Annotated in this window: 11 protein-coding genes and 1 other annotated feature (1 of these 12 only partly in view); all 11 genes read right to left on the bottom strand. The window is 33.6% G+C overall.

What is annotated here, in order from left to right; genetic code table 11:
- Positions 1-9: 9 nt before the first annotated feature.
- Entirely contained in the window at positions 10-2,409 is a 2,400-nt protein-coding gene (locus ACESM9_RS02510) for a DUF3656 domain-containing U32 family peptidase (RefSeq protein ID WP_372994956.1), read from the bottom strand.
- Between the two features lie 22 nt (positions 2,410-2,431).
- Entirely contained in the window at positions 2,432-3,007 is a 576-nt protein-coding gene (zapA, locus tag ACESM9_RS02505; RefSeq protein ID WP_372994954.1) for a cell division protein ZapA, read from the bottom strand.
- A gap of 86 nt (positions 3,008-3,093) precedes the next feature.
- Positions 3,094-4,188 carry an ABC transporter permease gene (locus ACESM9_RS02500; RefSeq protein WP_372994952.1) on the bottom strand — a complete coding sequence of 365 codons (1,095 nt, stop codon included), beginning with the start codon at positions 4,186-4,188 and terminating at the stop codon, positions 3,094-3,096.
- Between the two features lie 11 nt (positions 4,189-4,199).
- Positions 4,200-4,835, bottom strand: a complete 636-nt coding sequence (locus tag ACESM9_RS02495) for an ATP-binding cassette domain-containing protein (RefSeq protein WP_372994950.1) — start codon at positions 4,833-4,835, stop codon at positions 4,200-4,202.
- A complete protein-coding gene (locus ACESM9_RS02490) occupies positions 4,832-6,133 on the bottom strand; it encodes an efflux RND transporter periplasmic adaptor subunit (protein ID WP_372994948.1) in 1,302 nt (433 codons plus the stop codon). Before ACESM9_RS02490 ends, ACESM9_RS02495 begins: the two co-directional genes overlap by 4 nt.
- Before the next feature lie 30 nt (positions 6,134-6,163).
- Positions 6,164-7,129 (bottom strand): ABC transporter ATP-binding protein, encoded by a 966-nt coding sequence (locus ACESM9_RS02485; RefSeq protein WP_372994946.1) that lies wholly within the window; start codon positions 7,127-7,129, stop codon positions 6,164-6,166.
- Positions 7,126-9,477, bottom strand: a complete 2,352-nt coding sequence (locus tag ACESM9_RS02480; RefSeq protein ID WP_372994944.1) for an ABC transporter permease subunit — start codon at positions 9,475-9,477, stop codon at positions 7,126-7,128. Before ACESM9_RS02480 ends, ACESM9_RS02485 begins: the two co-directional genes overlap by 4 nt.
- Positions 9,474-10,385: an ABC transporter permease subunit gene (locus ACESM9_RS02475; protein WP_372994942.1), complete on the bottom strand. Its 912-nt coding sequence runs from the start codon at positions 10,383-10,385 to the stop codon at positions 9,474-9,476. Before ACESM9_RS02475 ends, ACESM9_RS02480 begins: the two co-directional genes overlap by 4 nt.
- A 23-nt stretch (positions 10,386-10,408) precedes the next feature.
- A complete protein-coding gene (locus ACESM9_RS02470; protein WP_372994940.1) occupies positions 10,409-11,368 on the bottom strand; it encodes an ABC transporter ATP-binding protein in 960 nt (319 codons plus the stop codon).
- 63 nt (positions 11,369-11,431) lie between these two features.
- Complete coding sequence (pheT, locus tag ACESM9_RS02465; protein ID WP_372994938.1) at positions 11,432-13,825, bottom strand: phenylalanine--tRNA ligase subunit beta; 2,394 nt, start codon at positions 13,823-13,825, stop codon at positions 11,432-11,434.
- Positions 13,826-13,840: 15 nt separating this feature from the next.
- Positions 13,841-14,860, bottom strand: a complete 1,020-nt coding sequence (pheS, locus tag ACESM9_RS02460; protein WP_372994936.1) for a phenylalanine--tRNA ligase subunit alpha — start codon at positions 14,858-14,860, stop codon at positions 13,841-13,843.
- Positions 14,861-14,916: 56 nt separating this feature from the next.
- Positions 14,917-15,104: a binding site (T-box leader), on the bottom strand; it runs 16 nt beyond the window's last position.

Below are 15,104 nucleotides of genomic sequence, written 5' to 3'. Positions count from 1 at the left end.
CTACCCCCTTTAATCCACACCTCTGAAGTAGTGACCTTTAGTATGTCCAGCATTTTTTATTCTTTTAATAATGTCTATATATTTCCCCTGGTCTAAATTATTATAGTTTTTATACAGTTCTACGATTTCTTTAACGGTTTTCTCGCTTTCTCTGTAAAAATCTAACCTTATTCTTTTCACACCTGTATCAACTATTTTATCCATTTCTTCTGCGACAAATAGAACATCGCTGTTAAGCAATTGGGTTTTATACTCATTGCAGAATATAGGAAATACAGCCCCCTTGGCATCCTTCAATCCATATCTTCTCTGATTCTTGCATCCTTTGCAACCCAATTCAGATGATATTGGACAATACTCCATAGTCATCAAGGGTAACTGACCATAAGCAACCAATTCCATAGAAGACCCATATGTATGGGCAATAGTTTTCAATTGCTTAAGATTCAGTTCTATAGAAGGGCATATTATCTGTGTTCCTAGCTTTAAATATACATCCATGCTTCTCATATTAAAAACATTTAGGTTATAGTTACCTACTATCTTTAGGTCAGGCTTTATATCAGCTAAACTCAACTGACTTATATTTGAAATTACTATACCATCAAGCTCGTTTTCCTCTATTACTCTAGCATATTTATTTTTTTCAATATCCTTTATGATATTGGGAAGAAAAAAATAAATATCTATATTGTTATTATGGCATAATTCTACAGCTTCATGGATTTTATCAGTAGTACCATAATATATATAATCAATACCTGCTTCTAGAGCAGGGCTTACATTATCGTAGGACATAACTGTGGCTCCAAAACAGAGTTTATTATCGTCACTTTGTTTTTTCGGTTTAAAATCTAACATAAAATCTGTTTTGCTTAAACTAGTGAATACTCTTTTATTCCTTGAGGACAATATCTCATCCATTTCCTTTAATGCTTCTCTTCTTATTTCGTTAAGAGCGCTCATGGAAACAAAAATATTATCATCCATATACACATTAATATTATTTAAAATATAGGGGGTATCTCCGGTCTTTTTTAACTGTGAAACAACTCTTTCCTCTGTTACAGCTATTTTTTCTGCTTCTTCAACTGTATACGCACTTTCAAGTTCTAAATTATGACCTTCATAATCCCATAGCTTAATAAAAATCCTTTTCCCCTTACGAATGAATATTTCTGCTTCTAAATAAATCTTTCGTCTGTTTTCATAAAAATACTCTCTATGGGCCTTTTCATGGAGAGCTTTATCATAAGTCTTATATACTGTTAAGCCTGGCACCAATTTATGGTTTATGTTAACGATTACCACATCATTACTATATTTTTCATAGGATGAAATATAAGTACCTATGCTAGTACCATCTGCAAGTATTATTTCTATGCCATCCCCTTTATCGAGGACTCCTCTTTCAACAGATATCGCAGTATTTTTTCCCTTTTGCCATAGCACTTTACCTATGAGCACTCCTCTGTTGTTAGGCTTATCTTTATTAACAAATTCATGCTTTTTTTCGTTGAATAAAAAGCCACGGGTGAAGCCTCTGTTAAATGCACTTTCCAACTCAGTCTTAACATCTTCGCTTATGTGTAGGTATTTATCTTCTTCTGCCTGATTTAGCATATCTTTATAGTGTTTTACAACTATTGCTACATATTCCGGCTTTTTCATTCTTCCTTCAATTTTCAACGACTTTACACCAGATTTGACTATTTGATCTAAGTTTTCAATAGTATTCAAATCCTTTGGGCTCAACATATAACCCCTTTTTCTTGAATCGTTTGGTTTGCCACTTTCTAAGTTAACTAGATCATATGCTTTCCTGCAAGGCTGAGCACATCTGCCTCTGTTGCCGCTTCTCCCTCCTATAAAGCTGCTCATGAGGCACTGTCCTGAATAACATACACATAACGCACCGTGAACAAATATTTCTATCTCTGCATCTGTATCTTCAATTAGTCTGCTCACTTCTTCAATATTCATTTCTCTGGCAAGTACAAACCTATCTACCCCTAGTCGTCCCAAAATGACTACTCCATCTTTATTATGTATTGTCATTTGGGTACTGCAGTGAACGGGTAAGTCTGGAAAATACCTTTTTATCCAATATAATAAACCTATATCTTGTACGATTATTCCATCAACATCATTGTTATATAGGAATTTTACATACTCTAATGCATCTATTAACTCTTCATCGGTTAATAAAATGTTAATTGTCACATATACCTTTACATTTCTTATATGACAATATTTAACTGCTTTAACAATGCTGTCTTCATCAAAATTATCTGCGGAAGCTCTTGCGCTATATTTAGTACCTCCAATATAAACAGCATCTGCTCCACTCTCAACTGCTGCCATCAGAGATTCAAAGTTGCCTGCCGGGGCAAGTAGCTCTGTTTTCATGCATAACACATCCCAATAACTATCATTTGATATTAGTATTATTTTTACTTTTATTACTTTTATTATGTCTTAAAGCTTTAAGTTCATCTAATTCTTTTTTGGTCTTTAATAATTCTATCTGATTTTCAAAAACCTTATTCTGCATCTCCTTTAGAGCAGTTCTTGAAACATCTAACTCAATCTTTAAATCTTTATTCTCCTTCAGTAAAGATTTATTCTCCTTACTCATTACCCCTAGTTCAATCTGCGCTTTAGTAAGAGCATCCTGGGTAATGGTATATTTTTCTTTTAGTGCTTCCATCTCCTTTTTCAGCTTTTCCAATTCTTCTATTGGTGCAGCAATTTCCTCTTTCAGCTTATTATTTTCATCAAGCAGCATACTGGCCTCTTCTTGTGATTTATAAAGAAAATCAGCCATGTTTAAAGCAGTAAGAACCCCTATCATAGTAGTGCTGTATTTGTTATTCTTACTTCCAATCTCCCTCATGGTTTCATCCACTTTTTCGGCAATATATTTTATATAATCTTCAGATCTTTCTCCAACAATTGTATACTCGCTGCCGTAGATATTCACTACAACTTTTTTCTTGGTATTCATATAACACAACTCCTGTCTTTTAAGAGTCATTGCAGTTTTTATATATATTCTTTATAAAAAATCTATTTCCTTCAAATTAAAGATATTTAATATACATCAAAGTTTTTAAGCTTCCTAAAACTTATTACAACAGCCAGAGTTATGAATAGCATTTCATAGCTGAAAATAATGATTATATATTTAAATGACAAAAGGGGTTTTATAAATATATAGTTACCTAATACCAATGCAAAGATATAACCTATTAGTAAGCCCAAAACCAATGGTATAATCTCAAAAAGACATAGTCTATTAAATAATCTTATTTTGATTTTGTCATCACTTATACCGAAGGTTTTCAATATCACCAATCTGTCCCTTGACATATCTAAATAATTATCAAGTCCAAAAACCAAAGTAGCAGTTCCTAACAAAGTAGCTATAAGTATTATTGCACATACAGTAAAAAGATTATCATCTAACCAATTGTCTATAAATGTAAGCTGTTTATACTCAGAGATTTCTTTTATGTTATTTTTATGTTTATCATACATTATTTTTATCGCTTTTTCTTTTACATCATTTTTTAAGTGTTGTGGTACAACTATTGATAAAAATTTTTCCTTATAATTGCTGGCAGAAAATAAATTATAAGGTATAAAACATTGAGATTCTTGGTTATAAAAAGGATCTTTCACAACTCCTATAATAGTAAAACTCCTCAAATTGTCCTTAACATATACATCTACCCTTTTATTAAGAACATCTCTTGTATTATAAAGATCAAGAGCTGCTTTTTCGTTTATAACCATAACCGGATTAGCATGCTCAATATCCTCTTCATCTACTAAACGCCCGTAAAGTATCGTTTTGTTTTCAATACTCCAATATAAACTGTTTATACCTATAGCTTTGATATATATGGTTTTCATGTCTGTTGATAATGAAACATCCATTTCAGAAGAAACTATTATATCGTCATCAAGCATGAGCTTCTCCTTTAATTCTGTTAGTTCACCCCAGTCAGCCATGGCATAAGATGATACTGATATGATGCTCTTATCCCTTGAAACATAATTTGAAGTAGCACATTCGGCTCCTCCTTGATATATGGATAAACCCAATGTCATCAACCCAACAGTAAGTATTAATCCTATTGAAGATAAAAGCAAAGGAATTATATGATATATATTTCTTTTCATATGCATACCTCTCATAGATTAACAATTCTACCAACAAAAGATATATTATCTAATTCATTTGCTAGTATAATAATTGTTGTATTATCATGAGCAAGCTTCATCATTAATTTATATACTTCAACAACCTCATAGGGCCTTAAATACGTAAAAATATCATCAATCAGTAATAGCAAAGGTTTATTTATCAAGGCTCTACCGAAAGATACTAATACCTTTTCCAAATTATTAAGCTGTTCTATTCTAAAATGGCTCTTTTCCTCCATACCTAATTCCTTTAATATTTTCATACCCATTTTGTAAGCTTTCTTACGCGAATGTATATAATCCGCCCATAGGGTTACATTTTTTAAAACACATAAATTATCAAATAGCCTGGGACTATTAAATACATAGCCTATCTTATCTCTTCTTATAGCTTCCAATCTGCTTGTTTCTAATAAGCTTGTGTCTTCATAATCAAAAATGTACCTGCCTTTTGCCGGCTTCTTTATACAACCAAATATCTTAAATAATTCCTGCTCCTCTTCTGTGCTCAATCCGGTTATACCAACTATCTCATTTCTTTTTACAATAATATTAAAATTCTCCGGCCGTTGTCCCATGTTGAGATTTTCAGCCCAGATCATGATGTTTTCTACTTCTTTCATCTGATTTCATACCTCCACAAGCGGAAGGAATTCTTATCCCGCATCTTTTCGGAAGGATTAACTATGTATTGATCACCTTGTATAAGGCCTTTAGTTATTTCTACATCAAAATCATTTTTTATACCGGTTTCAACATATGTTCTGGTTGCAATACCGTCCTTTACCACATATACAAATTCATTGTCCTTCCTATCTGTAACGATAGCCCTATAATCAACACTGACAGCATTTTCTCTGATATTAAATATGAGTTTTACATTAGCCCTGTATCCAACTTTGATATTTTTATCAGGTTTATCAATTTTTACTTTGATACTAACCCCAGGTGCTTCATTTATTGACTGACTCGAAACCACCTTATCTATGCTATAAATGCTTCCATATATTTCTTCTTCAATTAATCCAGGAATTATAATTTCTGCCGCATCTCCAACTTTAAGATATGAAGCATACCTTTGTTCAACTATAATATCAATATATAATTCCGATAAATCGTATATTATTATATGAGGACCTGCTGTATTTACCTTTTCCCCTTCTCTTAAATCCAAACTGACTATTTCCCCGTTTATTCCAGCTGTATTGGTCTCTTTTCCCTTTTTATATAGTTCACTTAGTTCTAACTTCAACAACTCAATTCTTTTGGAGAGCATATCTATTTTTTGACTTTTTTTCTTGTCATAATTATCCACAAATTCTTCAACCTTATCTTTCTCAAGTTCATATCTATTCTCCAAAAGTTCTAGCTCCGTCAAAGCTTTATTATATTTATATTCTTCCGTTTCTAAATCTTTTTTGGATATAAAGCCCATTTCATAAAGTTCCTTATTCACATTATAATTTTCTTCAAGATCCTTCAGGTTTTCTCTTTCTGCCATGATATCAAATTCTAGTTCTTTCACAGCTTGTTCGTTATCTCTATTTTCTTTTTCCAAGTTCATATCTTTAATATTTTCTAACTCTAGCTGTGCATCAGTTAGTTCAAGCTCTTTTCTTTTTATATCTAATATCAAATCGCTTTCATCTGTTTCAAACAATATATCACCTTTATTTACAATGCTATTCTCTTCTATAAATAATCTTTTTACGGTTTTCCCTTTTTCAACTGCTATTTCTTCCTTATTCTTGGCTGTAACAATTCCATTAACCATAATAGATTGGGCTAAGTTTTTTTTAGCTGCATAGGAAACCTGAGCTCTGTCATCTCCTATGGCCGGATTGATGGCATATAAGATAAAAGAGAGAAATAATATGCTTATTATTGTCAATACATACTTTAAATAAGTATTAAACTTCATTATACATAACCTCCGTTCAGTATCATCGAATCACTGATATAGCCAACATCTAACTTTTCTAGCATCATTGATGTTTATTATATCTGGCATTTTCTCTCTACAAATTGGTTTTGCTTTGGAGCAACGATTATGAAATCTGCAGCCTAAAGGATAGTCATATATGCTTGGTACATATCCGGGTATGGAAAATAATTGTTCCTGGGTTGTGTCAATCCTAGGTATACAATTGATAAGCCCAACGGTATATGGATGAAGAGGCTCTTCAAAAAGCATATCTACGGGAGATTCCTCCATAACCTTGCCGCAATACATTACCACCACATTGTCTGCATACTGAGCTACTAAACCTAAGTCATGTGTAATGAGTAAAATTGACATTCCCATTCTGTTTTTCATTTCTTGCAGAGTGTTCATTATATCTGCCTGTAAAGATACATCTAATGAAGTAGTAGGCTCATCTGCTATCAGCAGCCTTGGCTGACAGCTTAATGCCATAGCAATCATTATCCTTTGTCTCATTCCGCCACTGAAAGAAGCAGGTAGATTCCCATACCTTCGATCCGCATCCGGTATCTCAACTTCCCTCATTAGATTTAATGCTATTTGTTTACTCTCTTTTCGTGAAGCTATTTTATGAATTAACAGACTCTCCCTGATTTGTTCTCCAACAGAGATGCCGGGATTTAAAGATGTTATAGGATCCTGATAAATCATAGCAATATCTTTCCCTCTAATTCTTGAAAGTCTTTTCTCTTTCATTTTTAATATTTCTTGTCCATCGAATAATATTTCTCCTCCCTCAACCCTTCCTCCTTCATATGCTATTAACCCCATTATAGAAAGAGCGGTAACGCTCTTCCCACTGCCCGACTCACCAACTAAAGCAATTATTTTTTTATGAGAAACCTCAAAACTAACACCATCAACAGCTTTTATAGATTTGTTTTTCCAAGGAAAAGAAACTTGTAAGTTCTCGACTTTAAGTAAAGGATTCATTTGTTACTTCCTCCTGCAAAAGAATCTATTAAGGTATCTAAGAGCATTTGACCCACTTGCTTAAGCCTATGAGTATCTATTTTTTCAATAGTGTCTTTGGGTGTAAATGCAATTTCGTCAGATATAAAGCTATCTATTAACAAGGGTTGACTATCAGAGCTTGTAAAATCTATTGCAGCAGGACTATACAAAGTACCATAAACTAAATCTAAATCATTTCTTTTTGCGTTCTTCTTTAATAGTTTTATAAAATCCTGCTCTTCCTTGCTCTTAGGAAAAACCTTCGAATTGTCTATCATCAGCTTGTCCGAGTCTTTATATCCTAGATTCATCAAATCGATATAAAAAATATTATAATTACTATTTATTAGATACTTATAAAAGAATGATTTGGACCCTCTATCATCAGTCATATTACCATCCCAAAAAACAAAGATGATATCTCTGTCAGGTTTTATTCCACTTTGGGTCATAGTCCTTGCTATTTCCAGTGATATTGCTGCGCTTGAAGCTCTTCCTGCAGAAGGATACTTTTCATCTAAGTCGTAACCTATACCATCTAAATTGCTACCAATTATTACAAAATCATTTTTTCTGGTTTTATCTGTTCCAGGGATATATGCCATAACGCTTCTGCCTATTACATCATTCATTTTCTCAGTATTTACAGATATTCTCAATTTACACTTACCCATACGCAGCAATTCATCCCCTGCTTCTGATGATAAGGAAATAGTTACTGTATCTTCAAGGTATTTATTTATTATATCATTCTTGTATCTTTCTTCCTTTGGCTCCCACTGTTCTATATAAATAACTGCTTTAGGTTTCACAAAATTATTTATGTACCCGTTAAGGGAAGTAAAGTCATAGTTTCTCATTGTTCTTGCATCTATAACAAGAGCCTTTTCTCTATAATAATCAGGTTCAATAATTATCTCTCTCCATGCTTTTCTATCTGTTTCAATAACTTCAACATCTAGCATTCCGTCATAGTTAAAACTAGAAGTAATCAAATAATCTTCTCTAAATTTCAGCTGCTTTTCTGAAGATGTTCTTGTATCAATCATGCTTAATTCAGCATATTTGATATTAAAAACTTCTTGTATAACATTTTCTAGAATATAATCTCCTTCGTAAGCTTTAACTCCATATTCCTTAAGCTTGCCGGCTATGTATTGTGATGGATTATAGTCTTCATCTTGAAAACCTGTCAAACGTCCCTGGAATCTATCATCAGTTAGTTCTTCAGCTATTTTGAGAGCGTTATTTTCATTAAAACCATAGGAGCTTTCATATTTAGGATAAAATATTATCATCAATACTAGTCCATAAAATCCAGCTTTATAGAGTAAACTTTTTTTATAATTCTTGTAATTCTTTATCTCATGAATAAATCTAAATGGCGATAAAAATGAAGGTATGGCTCGAATTAATGTTATTACTCTTGAATTTTCTTTTTCAAATTCTATTTTTAGACCTTCTCCTAATGTATTAAAACCGATTATAGAAAGGGCGAAGGCTATTGCAGGGTATATAGCAAGATAACTATAGTCACCCCTGTAGAAATATTTTGATAAGGAAAGCATGGAAGACCAGTCAAATTCTATTGGTACTCTTATTTCTCCAGACGGGCTCTCATATCCGCCACTTAAAAGTAAGCCAAAAACTCCTAGCTGAGAAAGAGATAAAAGCACCATTGCAGTTTCTAGACAGAATAACACAATCATGGATGGAATAAGATGGGGCAAAATGTTCTGTACTGTTATTTCTAACTTATTTTTCCCAATAGCAATTTCACCTTCAATGAAGTCTTGTATGAGTATTTCATCTATTTTTGCCTTCAACATATGTGCTAATCTACTCCATCCAAGAGCTGAAAGCAGGAATATATTTACATATGTCGCATCTTCAAATATATCTTGAAAGAGAGCAATCTTTGATAATACAATTACTGCAATTATCAATGGAAAGGCACTGAACATGGTGTTAAAAAAGTTAATAAATCCATTAGTAAACTTGACCTTATATGCAGCGGCAATGGATAAGGGCAATGCAATTATGAGTCTTATTATGGCTACAGTCAGCGAGGAAAAAATAGTAAGCTTACTACCATATATTATTAGGCTCTTTAAATCCCTTCCCCTATGATCTGTCCCCAAAGGATATTCATCATTAGGCGGTATAGGCGGTATAATTAAAGTACTATTTCCATTTTCATATACATATTGGGTTCTTTCTCTTCCATAAGGATCTGCTTCTGAAAAATATTCAGGATACAAGCACATTCCAAAAATGAATATTAATATAATACTTCCAATGAGAAGGGGCATATTGATTTTTTTCATATTGCCTCCCTCCTGTTAGATTTATTAACAACAGCACTTACAACATGAAACAACCCATTTAAAATGAAATAAAAGCTTCCTATAAAAACAATAATAATTGCAGAACTTCTCCCATCACCCATTGTAATATGATTCATTAAGGATGTTGTGAGACCAGGATAGGAAAACATATATTCAACTATTAGAGTATTGCTTATAATTATTGATGTAATACTGGGTAATCCTTCAACAATACCTCTTATTGCATTTCTCATTACATGATTCCATAGTATTCTCGCAGAAGAGCAGCCCTTACCCAGTGCTGTTAGTACATATGCTTTTTTATAGCAGTCGTTAACTGCCAATGATGTAATTCTTGCAATGTAAAAAGCAGGAAGAATAGATAATGCTATGATGGGTAAAAATGAATGCGCCAGAGTACCAGTCCCTGCAACTCTAAACATATATATGTCTTTTTTGTTTAGCCATATTGCAAAACTCTGCATTATAGCAGCGATTAATACATCTGGTATAGATATGGGTATCACCGAAATTAGAACCTTAGTAGATGCACAGTTTTTATTCCCTTTATTGCTGTCTGATATGCCTTTAAAGACTCCTAACACAAAAGCTAGAACAATAGAAGAAGAAATCAACAAAGCTGTTCTTTTAAAAGATGTAAAAAGTATTTCATTTAATGCTTTTCCCATCATACTATGGCCAAGATTTAATTCAAGAAGTGAAATAAAGATGTTATTACATCTCTTAACTATCATGTATAAAGGATATGTTGATACAAATCTTCCATCAATTATCTTCCAACTATAGCCTTGAGGAATGCTAAATATAAAAATACTTATATATGTAAAAGCGAATAAAACTAATACCCTGGAAAATATCTTTCTTATAATGTTTCTATGAGTTATCAATTTGACCCCACCTTTTTTTTACATCAAATAAGATGGCAAGCTGCCATATGGTCCCCAGTCACCTTCCTAAGAAAAGGTTTTTTATTTTTACATATTTCAATAGCATCTTTACATCTTGGATGGAAAGGACATCCTTCAGGTATATTTATAGGACTTGGTATCTCTCCCTTTAATACAATATTATTATTCTTCCTCTTAGGATCAGGTATGGGTGCCGAAGAAACCAATGCTTTAGTATAAGGATGAGCACAATCATCAAATACAGATTTTGTATCGCCATATTCTACAATCTTTCCTAAATACATTACGGCAACTTTATCCGATACATGTCTGATAACATTCAAACCATGAGCTATAAACAGGTAGGATATTTTCAAATCTCTTTGTAAATCGCAGAGAAGATTCAGTATTTGAGATTGAACAGAAACATCCAAAGCTGAGACTGGTTCGTCACATATAATAAATTTTGGCCTAACCGCTATAGCTTTTGCAATTCCAATCCTCTGCCTTTGACCTCCACTAAACTCATGGGGAAACTTATTCATATCCTTTTCGCTTAAGCCTACTATACTCAAAAGCCTTCTAACTTCATTGTTGTATTCATACTTGGATACGATTTTATGAATGCTCAATGGTTCAATAAGTATATCTCTTATAGTCATCTTAGGGTCCAATGCAGCATAAGGATTTTGAAATACAACTTGAATATCTTTTCTAAATTTTTTCATGTTTTTTTTATTAAAACTCTTTAAGCTCTTTCCTTCCAGAAATATATCTCCTGAAGTAGGCTTAATCAGATTTAGAATCAGTTTACCAGTAGTTGTCTTACCTGAACCGCTTTCACCAACCAAACCTAAAGTTTCCCCTTCGTTGATTGAAAAAGAAATTCCATCAACTGCTTTTACATATTTCTTTTCTGAATTTTTAACATCATGGATTTCAAAATATTTTTTCAGGTTTAATACCTTTATTATTTCATTCAAACCAATCACTCCATAACCCTTATAAGTGGCATGAATACATAGTATTCATGCCACTTATAGGAACTAGCTTCTCAATATTGCTCCTACTTGGTTTGCTAAGGAATTCAATATTTTATTATGAACCTTTGTAATATCATCTTCGGAAAGAGTTTTTTCATCTGAACGGTATACTATGCTATAAGCCATACTCTTATACCCTTCCTCTATTTGAGAGCCCCTGTATATGTCGAAAAGTTTCACATCTGAAACAAGCTTTCCTCCCTTGTTTCTTATAATCTCTTCCACTTGAGCTGCTGTGATCTCCTCTGCTACCACTACTGCAATATCTCTTTCAATGGAAGGATATTTAGGAAGCGGTTTGTATTTTATATCCAAATTAGACTGAATAGCTATCTCTTCAAAATCCAACTCTGCTATATATACCCTAGTTGGAATATCATAATTATCTAAAACATCAGGATGTATCTCTCCCAGATACCCTATTCTTTTATTATTTATCAATAATTCTGCGGTTCTTCCAGGGTGGAAAGTTTCATGATTTGATGGAAGCACTCTATAACTACTAATATTTAGTTCAGCCATCACATTCTCAATTATACCCTTCAAATCATAAAAATCCACATCTCCGTAAATTCCTATTATCAGAGTATCTCTTTCATAAGCTAAATCTTTTAAAGGCAACTCTTCTGCTAAATACACTTTAGATAGCTCATAAAACATTGCCTCGCTTATTTTCCTATTATAGTTTCTGCTTATTACTTCAAGCATATTAGGAATTATAGTAGTTCTCATTATACTCTGGTCCTCTCCTAGAGGGTTAATGATCTTAATTGCCTTTCTTAAAGGGTTATTCGCTTTGTAATTTATCTGATTGAACACGCTAGGGCTTACAAAGGAGTACGTATATGTCTCATATAAACCTTGGGCTGCTAAATTAGCTCTAACCATTTCTCTTATTTTTTGCTTAGTGTTTCTGCCCCCTTGGGTGAATGTTGTATCCATCAGTTTTCCAGGTATATTCTCATATCCATATATTCTGGCGATTTCTTCTATCAAATCTGCTTCTATGGTTACATCATCTCTGAAAGTAGGCACAATAACTTTCAATATTTCATCTCCTGTAACTTCAAATTCAAGAGATTCTAAAACCTGTTTAATTCTGCTTACAGGAATATCAGTTCCCAGAAGCTGATTGACTCTGTCAGGCCTTAATTCCATGACTCTTTTTTCCTTCCTGACAGGGTATATGTCAATCATTCCCTCAACTACTTCTCCTGCCTGTAACAGCTCAACCAGATGGCAAGCCCTATCTATTGCAAATTGTACAGTTTCTACATCCAAACCTTTCTCGAATCTTGAAGAAGCTTCAGTTCTCAATCCCAATTTTTTAGAAGATAATCTAACATTGATTGAGTTAAAAACCGCGCTTTCCAAGGCAATAGTTTTTGTGTCATCTTTTATTTCGCTATTGTATCCACCCATTATTCCTGCTATGCCAATTGCTTTATTAGCATCTGCAATTACCAATGTTTCATTGTCCAATGTTCTTTCTGCTTCATCAAGAGTTACAATTTTTTCATTTTCCTTAGCTCTTCTAACGATTATCTTTTTACCTTCCAGCATGTTTAAATCGTAAGCATGCATAGGTTGGCCTGTTTCCAACATAACGTAATTTGTTATGTCAACTATGTTGTTTATCGGTCTTATACCTGCTTTTAGAAGCCTATCCTGCATCCATGCAGGAGAATCCTTAACCTCAACATTTTTTATTATTCTTACTGCAAATCTGGGACAGAGATCAGTATCCTGAACACTTACAGAAATATAATCTGATATATACCCTTCTTTTCCTGATACTTCAATACTAGGATACTTCATTTTAAGCCCAAAGGTTGCTGCTGCTTCCCTGGCTATACCTAGTATACTTAGACAATCAGGTCTGTTATTGGTTATTTCAAATTCCACAATTTTATCATCAAAACCTAATACTTCTTTGATGTCTTGACCTAAAGGATATTCATGAGGCAGTATATATATACCATCCACCATATCTACTCCCTCTGGAAGACTTTCTGCATCCAATCCTAATTCATCTGGTGAACATAACATTCCATTGGACTCAAGACCTCTAAGTTTTCCCCTTTTTATTTTTGTCCCGTTAGGTAGCGTAGAACCATGCAATGCTACTGGAACAAAATCATTCACCCTTATGTTTGTAGCCCCGGTTATTATCTGCAGTACTTCCTCACCTACATCTACTTTAGTAACCAATAAGCTATCTGCATTGGGGTGGGTCACTATCTCTAATATCTTTCCTACAACAATTTTATTAATGTTTTGCCCCATTTCTTCAACAGATTCTACCTTTGAGCCTGACATAGTCATTGCATCAACGAATTCTTTTATATCTATATCCATATCAACATAATCTTTCAACCATTTAATCGGTACAAGCATCTTTATTCCTCCTCCCTAGAACTGTTCCAAAAATCTTTTATCATTTTCGAACATGAGTCTTAAGTCTGTAATATCATATTTTAACATGGCTATTCTATCCAAGCCCATACCAAATGCAAATCCTGAGTAAACTTCCGGATCTATACCACAATTTGCAAGCACATTGGGATGAACCATGCCTGCACCTAAAATTTCAATCCAGCCTGTATTCTTGCATATGCGGCATCCTTCCCCACCACAGGCAGAACATGTACAATCCATCTCTGCGCTTGGCTCTGTGAATGGAAAATGGTGAGGTCTAAATTTAGTTTGGGTCTGCTCTCCATAGAGTTTCTTAGCAAACACATCTAATGTTCCTTTCAGATTTGCCATTGTAATACCTTTGTCAACTACCAAACCTTCTATTTGATGGAACATAGGGGAGTGGGTTGCATCAATTTCATCTGCTCTATATACTCGCCCTGGCACAATAACTCTTATTGGAGGCTTCTGTCTTTCCATTGTCCTTACTTGATTTGGCGAAGTCTGAGTCCTCAATAACAATTCTTCAGTTATATAGAATGTATCCTGCATATCCCTTGCAGGATGATATTTACTATGGTTTAATGCATCAAAATTATAATATGCTTTTTCAATTTCAGGTCCCTCAACTATGCTAAAGCCCATTCCAATAAAAATATCTTCAATTTCGTTTAATACTTTAGTCAGTGGATGCTTATTCCCCAGCTTCTTTTTCCTTCCCGGCATGGTGACATCAATAAATTCACTTCTCAGTCTTTTTTCTAAGTCTTTTCTTTTTAGGCAATATGCTGTCTGTTCAATCTTTTCTGTTATTAAATCCCTAATTTCGTTTGCAAATTGTCCAATTATCGGCCTCTCTTGAGGACTCAATTGACCCATACCGCGTAGTAACTGAGTTAGTTGACCTTTTTTCCCAAGATACTTAACTCTGATTTCTTCAAGTTGCTGCGCTGATTCAACATTATCAATTTCTATAATTGATTCACTTTTTATCTTTTCTAGCTTCTCCCTCATTTATAAAACTCCTTTCGCTGGATTATTCATATAAATAAAAAAACCTCCATTCCAAAAAAAGGGACGAAGGTTTCCGCGGTACCACCCTAGTTGCCATAAAGGCCTCTCTAAAATTTAACGGTTATGCCGTCAGAACCTACTGTTTTCAGCTCTGAATCTCCAGAATGAACTTCAGATATATCACAGTAAATGGTGCTTTCAGCCACGACACCATATCTCTTATACTTGATATATCCTACTCTTT

The sequence above is a fragment of the Lutispora sp. genome (assembly GCF_041687175.1).
Taxonomy (GTDB): Bacteria; Bacillota; Clostridia; order Lutisporales; family Lutisporaceae; genus Lutispora.
The sequence above is the reverse complement of the archived record's forward strand: the minus strand, read 5'-3'. Positions and strand labels throughout refer to the sequence as shown.

Coding starts and splice junctions, on each gene's coding strand:
- ACESM9_RS02510 (WP_372994956.1), bottom strand. CDS start 2,409: ATGAAAACAGAGCTACTTGCCCCGGCAGGCAACTTTGAATCTCTGATG.
- zapA (WP_372994954.1), bottom strand. CDS start 3,007: ATGAATACCAAGAAAAAAGTTGTAGTGAATATCTACGGCAGCGAGTAT.
- ACESM9_RS02500 (WP_372994952.1), bottom strand. CDS start 4,188: ATGAAAAGAAATATATATCATATAATTCCTTTGCTTTTATCTTCAATA.
- ACESM9_RS02495 (WP_372994950.1), bottom strand. CDS start 4,835: ATGAAAGAAGTAGAAAACATCATGATCTGGGCTGAAAATCTCAACATG.
- ACESM9_RS02490 (WP_372994948.1), bottom strand. CDS start 6,133: ATGAAGTTTAATACTTATTTAAAGTATGTATTGACAATAATAAGCATA.
- ACESM9_RS02485 (WP_372994946.1), bottom strand. CDS start 7,129: ATGAATCCTTTACTTAAAGTCGAGAACTTACAAGTTTCTTTTCCTTGG.
- ACESM9_RS02480 (WP_372994944.1), bottom strand. CDS start 9,477: ATGAAAAAAATCAATATGCCCCTTCTCATTGGAAGTATTATATTAATA.
- pheT (WP_372994938.1), bottom strand. CDS start 13,825: ATGCTTGTACCGATTAAATGGTTGAAAGATTATGTTGATATGGATATA.
- pheS (WP_372994936.1), bottom strand. CDS start 14,860: ATGAGGGAGAAGCTAGAAAAGATAAAAAGTGAATCAATTATAGAAATT.